This window comes from Lysobacter sp. TAB13 (genome assembly GCF_052113885.1).
Classification (GTDB): Bacteria; Pseudomonadota; Gammaproteobacteria; order Xanthomonadales; family Xanthomonadaceae; genus Lysobacter; species Lysobacter gummosus.
In genome coordinates this window covers 57,357-71,384 of sequence record NZ_JBFRDR010000007.1, presented here as the reverse complement: position 1 = coordinate 71,384, position 14,028 = coordinate 57,357, and the positions used below count along the sequence as shown (strand labels likewise).

The 14,028-nt window shown below is 65.3% G+C and carries 12 protein-coding genes; 5 read left to right on the top strand and 7 right to left on the bottom strand.

Annotated elements, in window-relative coordinates; all coding sequences use genetic code 11:
• Positions 1-12: 12 nt before the first annotated feature.
• On the bottom strand, positions 13-2,130 hold the full coding sequence (locus AB4Y92_RS10635; protein WP_441819614.1) for a phosphocholine-specific phospholipase C: 2,118 nt from the start codon (positions 2,128-2,130) through the stop codon (positions 13-15).
• 856 nt (positions 2,131-2,986) lie between these two features.
• Between AB4Y92_RS10635 and AB4Y92_RS10630 the strand changes: the two genes are divergently transcribed.
• Positions 2,987-4,261, top strand: a complete 1,275-nt coding sequence (locus AB4Y92_RS10630) for a DUF3472 domain-containing protein (RefSeq protein ID WP_441819613.1) — start codon at positions 2,987-2,989, stop codon at positions 4,259-4,261.
• Positions 4,262-4,315: 54 nt separating this feature from the next.
• On the opposite strand, the gene AB4Y92_RS10625 is transcribed toward AB4Y92_RS10630, so the two are convergent.
• Positions 4,316-5,899 (bottom strand): Na+/H+ antiporter, encoded by a 1,584-nt coding sequence (locus AB4Y92_RS10625; RefSeq protein WP_441819612.1) that lies wholly within the window; start codon positions 5,897-5,899, stop codon positions 4,316-4,318.
• A gap of 231 nt (positions 5,900-6,130) precedes the next feature.
• Here AB4Y92_RS10625 and AB4Y92_RS10620 point away from each other — a divergent pair, with 231 nt between their 5' ends.
• Positions 6,131-6,811 (top strand): SDR family oxidoreductase, encoded by a 681-nt coding sequence (locus tag AB4Y92_RS10620; RefSeq protein WP_441819611.1) that lies wholly within the window; start codon positions 6,131-6,133, stop codon positions 6,809-6,811.
• Between the two features lie 46 nt (positions 6,812-6,857).
• Here the strand turns inward: AB4Y92_RS10620 and AB4Y92_RS10615 are convergent, their stop codons facing one another.
• Both AB4Y92_RS10615 and AB4Y92_RS10610 read right to left on the bottom strand, forming a co-directional pair.
• Positions 6,858-7,247, bottom strand: a complete 390-nt coding sequence (locus AB4Y92_RS10615; protein WP_441819610.1) for a nuclear transport factor 2 family protein — start codon at positions 7,245-7,247, stop codon at positions 6,858-6,860.
• Between the two features lie 106 nt (positions 7,248-7,353).
• Positions 7,354-9,480 carry a M13 family metallopeptidase gene (locus tag AB4Y92_RS10610; protein ID WP_441819609.1) on the bottom strand — a complete coding sequence of 709 codons (2,127 nt, stop codon included), beginning with the start codon at positions 9,478-9,480 and terminating at the stop codon, positions 7,354-7,356.
• A 402-nt stretch (positions 9,481-9,882) separates the two neighbouring features.
• Between AB4Y92_RS10610 and AB4Y92_RS10605 the strand changes: the two genes are divergently transcribed.
• Entirely contained in the window at positions 9,883-10,332 is a 450-nt protein-coding gene (locus tag AB4Y92_RS10605; RefSeq protein ID WP_441819608.1) for a cupin domain-containing protein, read from the top strand.
• A gap of 46 nt (positions 10,333-10,378) precedes the next feature.
• On the opposite strand, the gene AB4Y92_RS10600 is transcribed toward AB4Y92_RS10605, so the two are convergent.
• Together AB4Y92_RS10600 and AB4Y92_RS10595 are read right to left on the bottom strand one after the other, a co-directional pair.
• Positions 10,379-11,182 (bottom strand): thioesterase family protein, encoded by an 804-nt coding sequence (locus AB4Y92_RS10600; protein ID WP_441819607.1) that lies wholly within the window; start codon positions 11,180-11,182, stop codon positions 10,379-10,381.
• Between the two features lie 194 nt (positions 11,183-11,376).
• On the bottom strand, positions 11,377-11,769 hold the full coding sequence (locus AB4Y92_RS10595) for a nuclear transport factor 2 family protein (protein ID WP_441819606.1): 393 nt from the start codon (positions 11,767-11,769) through the stop codon (positions 11,377-11,379).
• Between the two features lie 201 nt (positions 11,770-11,970).
• On the opposite strand from AB4Y92_RS10595, the gene AB4Y92_RS10590 reads away from it, so the two are divergent.
• Positions 11,971-12,843 carry an MBL fold metallo-hydrolase gene (locus AB4Y92_RS10590; RefSeq protein ID WP_441819605.1) on the top strand — a complete coding sequence of 291 codons (873 nt, stop codon included), beginning with the start codon at positions 11,971-11,973 and terminating at the stop codon, positions 12,841-12,843.
• A gap of 1 nt (position 12,844) precedes the next feature.
• Here the strand turns inward: AB4Y92_RS10590 and AB4Y92_RS10585 are convergent, their stop codons facing one another.
• Entirely contained in the window at positions 12,845-13,261 is a 417-nt protein-coding gene (locus AB4Y92_RS10585) for a nuclear transport factor 2 family protein (protein WP_441819604.1), read from the bottom strand.
• A gap of 488 nt (positions 13,262-13,749) precedes the next feature.
• On the opposite strand from AB4Y92_RS10585, the gene AB4Y92_RS10580 reads away from it, so the two are divergent.
• On the top strand, positions 13,750-13,941 hold the full coding sequence (locus AB4Y92_RS10580) for a hypothetical protein (RefSeq protein ID WP_148649061.1): 192 nt from the start codon (positions 13,750-13,752) through the stop codon (positions 13,939-13,941).
• Positions 13,942-14,028 lie beyond the last annotated feature (87 nt).

Here is a 14,028-nt window from a genome sequence, read left to right as displayed (position 1 = left end):
CGCGGTGGACGCTCAGCCCGCCATGCCGATGGCCGGATCGCTCATGCTCGGCTCGCCGGTTTCCATATGCCCGGCGATGCGCCGCAAGTACTGGGGATCGGAATTCGACGTCACGCTGACGTCGTACCAGTAATAGCTCTCGCGCACCGGCCAGGACAGGGTCTTGAGCTCGCCGGCGCGCAGGTTCAGCGACACCGGCTTGAGCCGCAGGTAGTGATTGGCGCGGATCGTCAGCTTGCATGCGGCCGTGCCGCTGTTGCGGAACTTCAGGAGCAGGCGGCGGTTGATGAGGTCGTAGTCCACTTCGACTTCCGGATTCGCCTTGCCGGCCGCGGCCAGCGCCAGGTCGCCGCGGAATACGCGCAGAAAGCCGTTGGGCGCATACACCGACAAGTCGTAGATGCCGTTGCTGGCGGCGCGCGCGCTCCAGTAGTCCGACAGCTCGACGCGGCCGGCGCCGTTGGCCGGCGCGCCGAGGGTGTAGAACCACGGCCCGTCGATACGGTTGCCGGCATAGACGTTGAATCCCGCGCCGGCCACGCCTTCGTTGGCGAAATCCAGCCAATACCGGCCCGCGTCGGTGTCGACTCGTCCGTGCGTGTGCAACTGGTACGGCAGCGCCCGCGCCGGGCGCCGGCCGGATTCCTGGTGCGGCATCGTCTGCTCGCCCACCTCCGGCGCCTGCGGCTTGGCGAAACCGCAGCTTTGATCGGCGCCGGCGATATGGCCGCTGGTGTCCGGCAGCTCCGGCCAGCTCATGTCGGGCGGCTCGGCAAAATCGAAGGCGGTGCTCAGATCGCCGGTGACGGTGCGGCGCCATGGGCCGATGTTCTCCGCCATGACGCCGAAGCGTTTTTCCAGGAAACGCAGAACCGAGGTGTGATCGAACACCTGCGAATCGACCCAGCCGCCCTTGCTCCATGGGGAGATGACCAGCATCGGCACGCGCACGCCCAATCCGACCGCAACGCCCTTGTAGCTTTCGGTGCTGGTATCGACCGTGCTCATGCCCATCGCGTAGGTCAGCGCCGGCAGCGGCGGCGGGACGTGATCGAAGAAACCGCCGTTCTCGTCGTAGTTGATGATGAACACCGTTTTCGACCACACCTCCGGATTCGCCACCAGCGCTTCCAGCATCCGCGCGCTCAGCGATTCGCCGTAGGCCGGCGGATGCGCCGGATGCTCGGACATGATCTCCGACGGCACGATCCAGGACACGGCCGGCAAGGTGCCTTCGCGTACGTCCTTGGCGAAGGCGGCGATCAGGTGCTCGCCGCGCGAGGTGTAGGCGTTTTCCTGGGTCGAACCGGCGACCCAGGCGCGGCCGCGCTTGTACAGCTCGGACTCGCGATCGAGCTTGCGGAAGTTGGCGAAGCTCGGCAATGAGTTGTCGCCGTAGTTGTCGTACTCCTGGTACACGCGCCACGAGATCCCGGCGTTTTGCAGGCCTTCGGCGTAGGTGGACCAGGTCAGGCCCTTGAAGCTCGGCTTGTCCCGCGACATGTCCGAGGTCCAGTTGCCGTCGTCGTTGTTGTACACGGCCTGGAAGTTGTCGTCGCCCACCGCCAGTCCGCTGGTGCCGGTGAACACGTGCATGCGGTTGGGATTGGTCGGGCCGTGGACCGAGCAGTAGTAGGCGTCGCATACCGTGAACGCATCGGCCAGCGCGTAGTAGAACGGCAGGTCGTTGCGGGTGAAATGGCCCATGCAGTTCTTGCCTTCGACCGGAACCCAGCCCTCGTAGCTGTCTTTCCAGGCCGGATACGAGGCCTTCCAGTTGTGCGGAATATCGGCCAGGCATTGCGCGGAGGTCACGCGGGTGTCGAGATGAAACGGCAACAGGTAGTCCGCGCTACCCACCGCGCGCGGCTGCTGCCACACCGGCGCGCCGCCGGGCAGGGGAATGGGGCGCGGATCGCCGAATCCGCGCACGCCCTTCAAGGCGCCGAAGTAATGATCGAACGAGCGGTTTTCCTGCATCAGGATCACCACGTGCTGCACGTCCATGATGGTGCCGGTGACGCGCGCGGCCGGTATCGCCAGCGCGGCGCGGATGGAAGGCGGCAGACTGCCCATGACCGCGGCGGTGGCGGCCAGTTTCAGGAATTGGCGACGGTCTTGCGAGGTCATGGCGGTCTCCGAAGGAATGATCGAAACCACAGGCCGCGTCGATGCGACGGACCCGGGGCGATCGGGTCCGTTGTTGTCGATGGCATGAGGTGTGCTGCCGCTGCGCCGTGGCGCGCGGCGATGGTCGCTGGAGGGTCGTTTGAACTAATCGAATGTCATCGAGCAGAACTCACGCCGGATGAAGCGGAACGGATCTGGCTTGCACGATTCACAACCGCGAGCGCCGCGCCGGTAACGCAATCCGGCCATCGCATGGCCGCGGCGAAACGCCGCTGCCACGCCATCGCTACGACTCTCAGTCCAGCCCCACCTGGACTGTCGTGAAAATATATTACACGCAGCGGAAATGCACATTGCGATGCACAATGCAGCTGTATTCTGCTATGTGCGTCTTGTTTTTCGGCGGTGGTATCGAAAACATGTGTTTTAAATTTACAGACGATAGAAAAGCCGTCGAACGCGCCGAAAGCGGCCGCTTGGGCCACCGCCTTCGGCGCGTTTGGCGCCATCGCGTCCCGCGCGAAGGCCGCGGAAAGATTTCATGGGCGCCTGTTAATCCTCGCAAAGCCCCGTCGTGGCGTGGTCGCGGAATTACACGGCTCGCGCTCCATTGACGTTGTTCGAAAGGCTGTGACGTAATCGCCGCCACCTCGCCTACCCCCAACTTGGCGACACGCACGCCGCTTGCGATGCGGCGCCTGCGAATTCCTTGCCGGCCGCAGTGGCCGTCGCGCGATTGCGCCTGTTCCGATCCATGGGGGTACACGCAATGCGAGAAGGCAATCCGAACGCGCAGCGCTTCATCGCCGGCTTTTTCCCCGACGCACCGCCCGAACTTCGCATACGGAGAACGACCATGCGACATCTCGCTTTCTGGTTCCTGTTATCCCTGGCGCTCCTGCCCGGCTCCTCGTTCGCGCAGACGAAAACCGTCGTTCCACTGGGAGGCAACGCCTTCATCACCCGGCCCGCCGCGAACGGCGAAGAGCTGGTCGACAACACCGGCCTGCACAACTGGAACTCGGCCAAGGCCGTCGCCAGCGTGTACTTCTACGTCAAGCAGGCCGGCAAGCTGGAGGTCTCGCTGGTGGGCGCCTTGAACGGCGCCAACCGCAGCACCGTGGAGGTATCCATCGACGGCCAGCGCCGGCTCGCGTCGCTGTCGGGCACCGACACGGCCTCGTTCCACGCCGGCACCTTCAGCATCGGCCATCCGGGCTACGTCAAGGTCGATCTGCAGGGCGTCAGCAGCGACGGCGACTACTATGGCGATATCTCCGGCCTGGAGGTCGGCGGCAGCGCCACCGCCGCGGGGCTGGTCTTCGCCGACGATCCGGCCAACTTCTATTGGTCGCGCCGCGGGCCTTCGGGGCATCTGGGCTTCGCGGTCCCGGAGAACACGGAGTATTTCTACAGCGAGCTGACCGTGCCGAGGAAATACGATCCGATCGGCTCGTACTTCATGGCCAACGGCTTCGCCCAGGGCTATTTCGGTATCCAGGTCAATTCGGCCACAGAGCGCCGCGTGCTGTTCTCGGTCTGGGATGCGCCCAACGGCAAGACGACCTTGCTGAAGAAAGGCAAGGACGTGATCGCGCAGGACTTCGGCGGCGAAGGCACCGGCGGCCAGAGCTTCCTGCGTTACGACTGGAAGCCCGGCCACACCTATCGCTTCATCACCCGGGCGCGTCCGGACGGGCAGGGCAACACGGTGTTCTCGGCCTGGTTCGGCACGCCGTGCTTGCTCGGCTACGGCGATTGCAAGTGGAAGTTCATCGCCAGCTGGAAGTACGAGGGCCTGTCCAGCTACCACAAGGGCGTGTACTCGTTCATCGAATCCTTCAACCCTGACCTGGGCTACCGCGACCGCATGGCGCTGTACGGCAACCAGTGGGCGGTCGGCAGCGACGGTGCATGGACGGAAGTGAAATCGGCGCGCCTGACGGTCGATGCGACCGCGCAAAATCGCCAGCGCCTGGACGTCACCGGCGGCGCCATCGCTCCGGCTTTCTACCTGCGCAATGCCGGCTTCTTCGACAAGTCGGCCACGCCCGGCACCACGTTCAACCGCACCGCGTCGTGGTTCAAGCCGCGCGTGGATTTGCAGGCGCTGCCGGAGCCGGCGCGCTGAGCGATGCGATCAGGCAGCGCCCCGGGTAAGTCCGGGGCGCTGTCGTTCACTCCCTCACGCCTTGGCGGAAATCGCGCTCAGCTCTTCGAGGTCGAGATCGCGTTCCAGTTCGTGCAGCGTCTCGTCGTCGATATCGCCGGCGCGGTGCAGGCGGATGAGTTCGCGGCGTCCGCAGGCGACGGCTTCCAGGACGACATCGAAGTGGGCGTGGATCAGCGGCGTGTAGTGCTCGGTGCGCTCGGCATAATCGACGATCGCCACCGACTTGCGCTGATACTTTTCCAGCAGCTTGGGATGGATGAGGTTGCCTTCGCTGTCGTAGGCCAGAGTCTGCACGATCGCGAACTGCACCTGGGCCATGGCGGCTTCGGCCTGGCTCATGGTCAGGCGCGGTTTTTCCGTGTCCGGCTCGGTCAGCTTCGCCCAGCCGATCACCCGTCCCAGCGTCGTGCCCTGCACCAGCACGGTCGCGAAGATCACCGCGAACGAGGTCACCAGGATGAAATCGCGGCCGGGGAAGCCTTCCGGCACGCTCAGTGCCAGGGCCAGGGTGACCACGCCGCGAACGCCGGACCAGCTCAGGATGGTCGAGCCGCGCGCGCCGATGGGCTTGTAGCGATTGAAGCCCAGCGCGTTGCACAGCTTGATGATCCAGTCCGATCCGAACACCCAGGCGAAGCGGGCGACGATCAGCGCGGCCAGGATCGCGAGGATGTTCCAACCCATCGTCGAGGCCACCACGCCGAAGCCGCCGCCGCGTTCGACCACGCCGCGCAGCGACAGGCCGATCAGGATGAAGACCGAAGCCTCCATCAGGAACACCAGGACATCCCAGAACGATGTGCCGCGCATGCGGGTGGAGGCGGTAAGCACGTTGCTCTGATGCCAGCTGACGACCAAACCCGTGGTCACCGTGGCGATGACGCCCGATACGTGCAGCATTTCGCCGAGCAGGTAAGAGGCCCAGGACAACAGCGCGGTGGCGGCGATGATCAGATACTCATCGCCCAGCCGGCGCACCAGCAGGACCCAGGCGGTGCCGATCGCCGCGCCGACCAGCGCGCCGCCCAGCGCCAGCAGGAAAAAACTTCCCACCGCACCGGCCGCGCTGAAGGCCCCGGTGATTCCCGCGGCGATGGCGAAGCGGAACAGCACCAGGCCGCTGGCATCGTTGAGCAGGCTTTCGCCTTCGAGCAGGATCTGCAGGCGCCGCGGCAGCTTCACCCGCTGCAGCACCGCGCGGGCGGAAACGGCGTCGGGCGGCGAGACGATCGCGCCGAGCACGGCGCAAGCGGCCCAGGGCAAGCTCGGGAACAGAAGATGCGTCACCACGGCCACGACGATGCAGGTGAACAGCACCGCGCCCACGGCCAGCGAACCGATGCCGATCAGGTGGCGGCGCAGGCGCGCCAATGCGATGGACCAGGCGCCGTCGAGCAGCAACGGCGGCAGGAAGATCACCAGCACCAGTTCGGGATCGACCGCGATGCTGGGCAGGCCCGGCAGGAAGGCCAGCGCCGCGCCGCCGGCGAGCAGTCCCACCGACGGCGGCAGGCCGAGCTTATGCGCCACGTAGTGCAGCGCGATGATCGCCATGAACATCACGATCACCAGCTCGAATAAATGGGTGGCGTCCATACGGCTCCGGTTCGGCCGGGTGCGTGCTCGGCTGTGCCTTATTTCAAAGCACGTTCAGCGCAAACGCAATCGATCGCCGACGACGGGCCGCTGCCACGCCGGCGGCGGCATTGACAGGCCAGCTTTCGCATCCGATAAATCCGCCTGATCGCCCGGCCGGAAGATTCGCGTCGATCCCAGCGCAGCCCGACTCCCCAGGAAACTCGCATGACCGCATTGGCTCCCATCGTCGTGATCGGCGGCACCTCCGGCATCGGTCTTGCGGCCGCCGCGCTGTTTGCGCGCTCGGGCACGCCCACGATCGTCGTCGGCCGCAACCAGGAAAAACTGGATAAGGCGATAAACGAACTGGGGCCGGGCGCGCGAGGGGAGCTCGCCGACGCCGCCGATCGCGCATCGCTGGACCGGCTGTTCGCGCAGATCGCGCCGATCGGTCACCTGGTCATCGCGGCGTCGGGCGGCGCCGGCGCCGGGCCGTTCGCCGCGCTCGCCGCGGACGATGTGCGGCGCGGCTTCCAGGCCAAGTTCTGGGTGCATTTCAACAGCGCCCAGGCGGCGCTGCCGCATCTGGCCGAAGGCGGCTCGATCACCTTCGTGTCCGCGGCGTCGGGGCGCTTCGCCAATCCCGGGACCGCGGGCCTCGCGGCGATCAACGGCGCCATCAACCGTCTGGTTCCGACCCTGGCGCGCGAGCTCGCGCCGCTGCGGGTGAACGCCGTGTCTCCCGGCGTGATCGATACCCCGTGGTGGGACGACAAGCCCGCCGGCATGTTCGACCGCGAAAGCCGCAAGGCCCCGCTCGCCCGCGCCGGGCAAGCGGAGGAAGTCGCCGACGCGATCGCCTTCCTCGTGCGTAATGGGTTCGTCACCGGCATCGTGATCGATGTGGATGGCGGGCTTCACTTGACCTGAGCGGGCGCGGTTCCGCCCTGCCTTCGCTTGCGGCTTGCCCGCGCGCTTACTGGCCGGCTTGCAGCGACGCGCTCATGCGCTGATGGATCAGGTTGATCGCCTTCAACGGCCGCAGCATGACCTTGAACTGGGTGATCTGCCCGGCTGCGTTCCAGGTGATGATGTCGACGCCGTTGACGATGATCCCGTCGATCTGCGTTTCGAATTCGAGCATCGCGTCGCTGTCGCCGACGATCTCGCGCACGTAGCGGAAGCTGTCGTTGAAGAACACCTGGAACGCCGCGTTGAGGTACCACGCCGTCAGCTTGCGGCCGTGTTGCGGGGTGTGGACGACCGGCGAATGGAAGGTGGCGTCCTCGGCGAGCAGCGCGTGCAGGCCAGAGGGATCGCGGGTCTCGACCATCCGATGCCAGGTCGCGAGTGCCGAATTGCTCACGGTGTGTCTCCGGTGGTGGACTGGACGCCCGCACAGACTACGCGAGATCGCGTTGTCGTCCCGGCCGGCCGGCGGCCGGGACGACGGTTTCCTGCGGCGATGCCCGTTACCAGATCTTGATGCGATCGGCCGGCGCCAGATACAGCTTCTCGCCCGGCTTCGCGCCCCAGGCGTCGTACCACGCGTCGATGTTGCGCACGGTCTGCGCGCGCTGCGCGGCCGGCGCGTGGCCGTCGGTGAGGATGCGCTGGCGCAAGGCCGCATCGCGGATCTTGCTGCGCCAGGTTTCGGCGTAGGCGAGGAAGAAGCGCTGGTCGCCGCTCAGGCCGTCGATCACCGGCGCCTGCTTGCCGCCGAGGGATTTGCGATAGGCCATGTAGGCGATGGTCAGGCCCGACACGTCGGCGATGTTCTCGCCCGAGGTCTGTTTGCCGTTGACGTGCAGGCCCGGCAACGGCTCATAGGCGCTGTACTGGTCGGCGAGTTTCTTCGTGGCTTCCTCGAAATGCTGCGTGTCCGCCGGCGTCCACCAGTTGGCCAGGCGGCCTTGGCCGTCGAACTCCGCGCCGGTGTCGTCGAAGCCATGGCTGATTTCGTGGCCGATCACCGCGCCGATCGATCCGTAGTTCGCGGCTGCATCGGCGTTGGGATCGAAGAACGGCTTGTCCAGGATCGCCGCCGGGAAGTTCATCGCGTTCTGCAGCGGCAGTTGCACGGCGTTGACCGTTTGCGGCGTCATCCACCATTCGCCGTTATCGACCGGTTGGCCGAGTTTGCTGAGCTGGTAGCGGTATTCGTGCAGTTCCGCGCGCAGGCGGTTGCCCAGTGCGTCGTCGGGACGAATGTCGAGCGAGGCATAGTCGCGCCAGCGTTCGGGATAGCCGACGCTCACGCGCATCGACTTGGCCTTCTCGCGCGCCTTGGCCTTGGTCTGCGGCGTCATCCAGGTCAGCGAATCCACGCGTTCGTCGAAGGCGGCGAGGATGTTGCCGACCATCTCCTCGACTTTCGCCTTCGACGCCGCCGGGAAGTACTTCGCCGCGTAGAGCTTGCCCAGCGCGTCGCCGAGCGCGGAACTGGTCGCATCGAGCGCGCGCTTGCCGCGTTCGCGCGCCTGCGGCGTGCCCGCGAGCGCAGTGCCGTGGAAGCCGAAGGCGAGGTCGGTGTAGGCCTTGGGCAATTCGCCGGGGCCGCGCAGGGCCTCGTTCCAGGCGGCATGGTCCAGGGCGTGGAAGGTCAGGTAATCCTTCCACACCGGCAAGGGTTCACTGCCGACCAGGCGGGCGATGCCGGCGATCGCGCCGGGTTGCCATGCGACGATCTTCTTCTGCGCCGCCAGTCCGGCCGCGTCGAAGAACGCCGCCCATTCGATGCCCGGGGCGCGTTGGGCGAACGCCGAGGTTTCCCAGGGGTTGTTGGCCTTGTGCACGTTCTGCGAATCGACCAGCGGCGCGTGCGCCTTGGCGATCTTGGTTTCCAGGGCGATGATCGCCTTCGCCTTGCTGTCGGCATCGGCGATGCCGGCCTGCTTCAGCAGCGCGATCACATAGGTTTCGTACTTCTTGCGCGTCTCCACCATCTCCTTGTCGGACGACAGGTAGTACTCGCGGTCGGGCATGCCCAGGCCGCCCTGCATCAGCGTGGCGACATAAGCCGGCTCTTGCAGATCCTTGGCGACGAACACGCCGAACAGGTTGTCGGTGTGGAAGTTGGTCGAGTTGAGCGGATCGGTGTCGGCGCGCACGCCGGCGCCGAACGCGCGCGAAAGATCGCCGGGCGAGGCGATCGCGCCGATCGCGTCCAGCTGCGGCTGCAGCGCCTGCAGGCCGCGCTTCTCGGTGCCGGCTTCGTCCATGTAGGCGGTATGGAAATCGGCGATGCGGCGCGCGTCGGTGCCGGCCGCGGGCTTGCCGGCGGCCAGTTCCGCGATCAGCTCGGCGTTGCGTTTCTCCGCGGTCTCAAGCAGCTGGGTAAACGCGCCGTAGTTGGAGCGGTCGGCGGGGATCTCGAAGTTCTTGCGCCAGCCGCCGTTGGCGAACGCGTCGAAGTCGTCGCCCGGCTTCACCGTCTTGTCCAGGCCGGTCAGATCGATGCCGGAGACCGGCGCGGCGACGGGGGCGGTGGCTTGCGCCGGCGCGGACGCGGTTTCGTTCGTGGCGGGTTTGCACGCGGCGAGGCTGCCGGCCAGCACCAGGGTCAGGCCGAGAGACAGAGCATTCAGTCGATAGGGCATCGTGGTTTTCCGAAGCGGGGCGTAGGGGCGGCCGATCGTTCACCCAGGCCTTGGCCACCGCGTCCGAGCAATGGGTTGCGACAGGTGATCGGCGAACTGTCACCCGCGACGGATGACAGTGGGCGGCCTTCGAATTGCGTCCCATTGTGCGTCAGCCGGTCGGCGGCGTGGAAGTGCACGAATATCGGTAAACCGGGCTGCCGCCCGTATCGGAAAAGCCGCCGGTCCGGCGGCTTGTTTCGGCGTTGCTGAACACGGTGGCGGCGTGAGCGTGGTGCGGCGGATCAAGCAAGCGGCGCGAGAAAAATCGAGGTGCGCAATCCTCCGCGTGCCATCCATGGCGATGCCACGGAAAAAACCGCGCCGTGTATGCTGGATTCTTCCCCAATGCCGTGCGCTCGCATGAAACTTTCGTACTCGCTCCTGGCCCTGCTTGCTTTCGCGACCAGCGCTTATTCCCAGACCGCTCTGCATCCGGACGATCTTCCTGTCGTCACCGTGTCGCCGGGTGTTTTCTTGCAGGAACTCACCGGTCGCAGCGCGGCGCTGGGCGCCAAAACCGATCAGGGCAGCGTCGCGTTGTTCCGGCTGGAGCCGGGCCGCGCCAGCGCGTGGAGCCATAACAAGGTCGGCGAAGAGTCGTTCTTCGTGCTCAAGGGGCGCGGCGAGGTGTGGCTGGGCAACAAGGCGCACGCGGTGCGTCCGGGCTCGTTCGTCCTGATTCCGCCGAGCGTCGTGCGTTCCATTCGCGCGAGCAAGGGCGAAGCGCTGGAGTACTACGCCATCACCACGCCTGCGTGGACGAAGGACGACGATATTCTGACGACGGCGCCGGAAGGCGCGCCGAAGTAAGTCGCCTGGTTTTTGCGATGGGCCCGCCGCAGGGCAGGCCCATCGATCACACGCGCGGCCTGACGGTAAGGCACTGCGACACCGCGCCGATAGGGCCGCCGCTGTCGTGAATGATGCTGTGGGTGAGGCCGAAACCGCCCGCGCCGAAGCTGACCGTGGTGTCGAGCCCCAGCCATTCGCCGCTGGGCGGCGCGAACAGATGCGCGGTGAGGTCGAGATTCGGAAACGCGACAGCTTCCGGCGTCGCCCGCGGCGTGATGCCGTTGGAGATGTCGAGCATGCCCAGGGCCCGCGCGGTCGCGCTGACCTGCTCGCCGCCGATCAAGGCCACGGCGGTGCGCAGCCAATACGACGCCCGTCCGGGTTCGATCTGCGCACGGCGCACGTCTACGCTGCGGACGAATCCGCCCGGCCATAACGAGCCCGGTTCCCACGGCTCCATCTGGTCGGGCGGGGCGATGCGCGGCAGCGAGGTGCCGGCGAAGGCGGCGGTGTCGTATTCCTGCATGAGCCAGGCGCGCAGGATCAGGGCGACGCGGCCGGCGTGGCTCAGGCGCGCTTCGACCAGTTCGATGGTGCGGCCGGGCCTGAGCACGGCGACCTCGATGTCGACGACGTCGATCGGAATGATGCCGAGAATGTCGTAGGACAGGCGCGCGAGGCGCAAGCCGTCGCTGCGGCGCGCATCGCGATCGGCTTCTACCGCGTGCGCGAGCAGGCCGAAGGCGGGAGCGACGTGCTGTTCGGCGGGATTCCAGCCGCCGCCGACATGCTCGGTGGCGCGAAAGCGCTTCGTATCGACCCGCTCGAAATACGCGGCCGGCGACCGGAGCCCTGAAGGTTGCTGCATTTTCGATCCTCTCCTGTCGGCTTCGCCCGGCGAAGCTCGACAAGTATTGCGCGAGGCGTCCCGGACATGAGGGGATGCTCGCTCATCGGATCGATTGTTGGCAACGGTCGGCGCGCCGGTCGGGCGCGCCAACCGAAAATACTCGTTGGCCCGAACGCCGCGCCCCGGCTTTGATCAAGAGCGCGGCGGCGCGGTCAATGTTTAGAGGCGACAGGGCTCTCGGTGTGCATCACGCACAGCCAGCGATCGTCCACCTTGACCCAGGTGGAGGTGTCGTACACCTCCATCTCCATGGGTTTGCCGTTCATCTGCATCTTCTGGTTTACGTGGTAGCTGGCGACGGCGACATCGTCGGTCGGGAAAACAACGTCCATCCCGGATATTTCGTAGTCGGTCAACTTGAATTTGTCGTCGTTCGCCATTTTCAGGTAAGCGGCATGGTCGAACTTGTTCGTGCCGTGCGCGCTGACCATCACCGCGGGCTCGGTCAGCATTCTAGTGGCCACTTCGGGTGCGCCGTCCAGCATCGACTGCCAAAACGATTTCTCCAGCCGCTCGATTTCGCCTTTCTGCTTCGACCTGTTCATGGCATCGCGCCTTTCAGGATGGGAGCGCCCATGGATAAGCGCTGCGGCGTTATCTCCCGGTGAGAGAGGCGCGGACGTCGCGTAACAATTCGCGTCTCATACGCAAAATAACGCAGTGGCATTCGATTTATCGCGTGAATGGCTCTGGTCCGAATACAGCGCCTGGCCATACTGGGTCCTGGTGATCCGAGGCTGCGAACGATGCGCTGCAATAATCCGTGGGTCCGGCTGCTGACGCTCGCCGCGATGGTCTTAGGGTTGGGCGCGATCAGCCCCGCCGCGCAGGCGCATCCGGCCTACCAGACCACCCAGATCGCTCCGGGGCTCTACAGCTTCGGTGCCGGAATGGCCTTCAACGCCTTCATGGTCACCGACGACGGCGTGATCGTCATGGACAGCTTCGACAAGGAATTCGCCGAGGCCTCGTTGCAGGCCATACGAAAATTGACCGATAAACCGATCCGCTATCTGGTGTATTCGCACAATCATTACGATCACATCAGCGGCGGCGAAGTATTCAAGGCGCAAGGGGCGACGGTGCTGAGCCACGAGGCGGCCGCGAACTGGCTGAAAAGCCATCCCAGCCCCGATGTCGTTATGCCGGACAAAACCTGGTCCGGGACAAAATACGAACTCAAGCTGGGGCACGCCGCGATCAATCTGCTGTATTTCGGCCCGAATCACGGCGAAGGCATGACCGTATTCCAGTTTCCGAAGGAGCGTGCGATCTACACCGTCGATCTGGTCGTGCCCAAGCGCGTGGGCTTCACCTACATGCCCGATTTCTCGCCGCGCGAGTGGGAGCGAACCCTCGCCGAGATGGACAAGCTGGATTTCGACCGGGTGATGTATGCGCACAACGCGGCGGTCGGGCCCCGGGCGAGCGTCGCGGAGCAACTCGATTATCTACGCGACCTGCGCGCGGCGATTCTTGCCGAACTCAAGAAGGGCACGCCCTTCATGAAGGTTCCGGACACCGTGAAACTTCCGAAGTACGAAAAGTGGGACGGCTATGAGGAATGGTTGCCCATGAACGCCTGGCGGGTGCTGCTGGAAATCGCGATGGGCGTGTAACTCAAGGCACGCGCGTCACCTGGCCGTAGGTGGCGCGCCAGCGGCCGTCGCGCTTGGCCCAGACGTAAGACACCCGCAAGGTGCGCGTCTGGTGGCGGCCGTCCTGCGTCCAGCCCAGATGGAGCAGGCCGCCGATCACCGCGCCGTCGCCCCATACCTTCTGTATCCGCTCCTGCAGCGCATACGGATCGATCTTGAATCCCGGCAAGTGGAAATCGGCCAGAAACTGTTGCTTGTTTTCCACCGACGCGTCGGAATTCACCAATATGTATTCGTCATCGACCAGCCGCGCGAGCGTCTCGGTGTCGTTGCTGACCTGCGCCCGGTCGTAGTCGTTAATCGCTTTGGCGAGGTCCGGCGGCAATTCAGTGGCGAAGGCCGGCGCGGTAATCAGGGCGAGAATAACGGCGAGTTTCACGGCGGGCTCCGCGGAGAGTGGAAGTTGAATACGCCGGCGGCGCGAGTCGAATCGCTGAATGCGGGCTTCGACCTGCGGCCACGATGCCGGCCGCGCCTGGATGAGACAACGGCCATTTAACGGATCGGCACGATGCCACTTGGATGGCCGCATCGCCGCCGCGATCTCGCCGGCAACGCCATGACAGCGCCGCGATCCGCGTATCAACGGCCGCGTGTCGCTCGCAGTGATCCGCATGCAAGACAACGACAGCGATGTCCGCCGCATGCGCTCGCAAGTGAGACGATGATGCCCTCATGTAAAAATTTCGCAGATTTTTTCTGCGACGTAGCGCTGTCGAAAAAACGTCATAAGCTCATAGCGAAACGATCTTTGACGACGGCCTCGGAACGGCGCACGGCATCGTGATAACAAGTGCAACGTCGAAAGTCAGGGGGGCATCGACCCACGCAGCGCATCGGCTCGTGGTCAAAACTGAGGACTTCCCCATGTTGCAGCAACACGATCTCGTCCAGGATCCAAGCACGACAGCGGTCCCGTTCGCCGAGGAACTCTCGGACGAAAATCTCGAAGCGTTGTTCGGCGGTAAGCCGGTGGTCTGCGGTTGCGGTTGGCTTTGTTCCTTCACCGGCGAGTGCGGCTGTTCCAACGGCCACTCGGTGTGTGTCGGTCACTGCTGATCGGCTTCCCGGAGCCGCCTGGCCGCAAGCGGGCGGCTCCTTCAAGACCGCGACCCCAGCCCTGATCCACGCCGCGATGCCAGATGC

Excerpts from the sequence above, each read along its gene's own strand:
- AB4Y92_RS10635 (WP_441819614.1), bottom strand. The coding sequence starts at position 2,130 with ATGACCTCGCAAGACCGTCGCCAATTCCTGAAACTGGCCGCCACCGCC.
- AB4Y92_RS10630 (WP_441819613.1), top strand. The coding sequence starts at position 2,987 with ATGCGACATCTCGCTTTCTGGTTCCTGTTATCCCTGGCGCTCCTGCCC.
- AB4Y92_RS10625 (WP_441819612.1), bottom strand. The coding sequence starts at position 5,899 with ATGGACGCCACCCATTTATTCGAGCTGGTGATCGTGATGTTCATGGCG.
- AB4Y92_RS10610 (WP_441819609.1), bottom strand. The coding sequence starts at position 9,480 with ATGCCCTATCGACTGAATGCTCTGTCTCTCGGCCTGACCCTGGTGCTG.
- AB4Y92_RS10605 (WP_441819608.1), top strand. The coding sequence starts at position 9,883 with ATGAAACTTTCGTACTCGCTCCTGGCCCTGCTTGCTTTCGCGACCAGC.
- AB4Y92_RS10600 (WP_441819607.1), bottom strand. The coding sequence starts at position 11,182 with ATGCAGCAACCTTCAGGGCTCCGGTCGCCGGCCGCGTATTTCGAGCGG.
- AB4Y92_RS10595 (WP_441819606.1), bottom strand. The coding sequence starts at position 11,769 with ATGAACAGGTCGAAGCAGAAAGGCGAAATCGAGCGGCTGGAGAAATCG.
- AB4Y92_RS10590 (WP_441819605.1), top strand. The coding sequence starts at position 11,971 with ATGCGCTGCAATAATCCGTGGGTCCGGCTGCTGACGCTCGCCGCGATG.
- AB4Y92_RS10580 (WP_148649061.1), top strand. The coding sequence starts at position 13,750 with ATGTTGCAGCAACACGATCTCGTCCAGGATCCAAGCACGACAGCGGTC.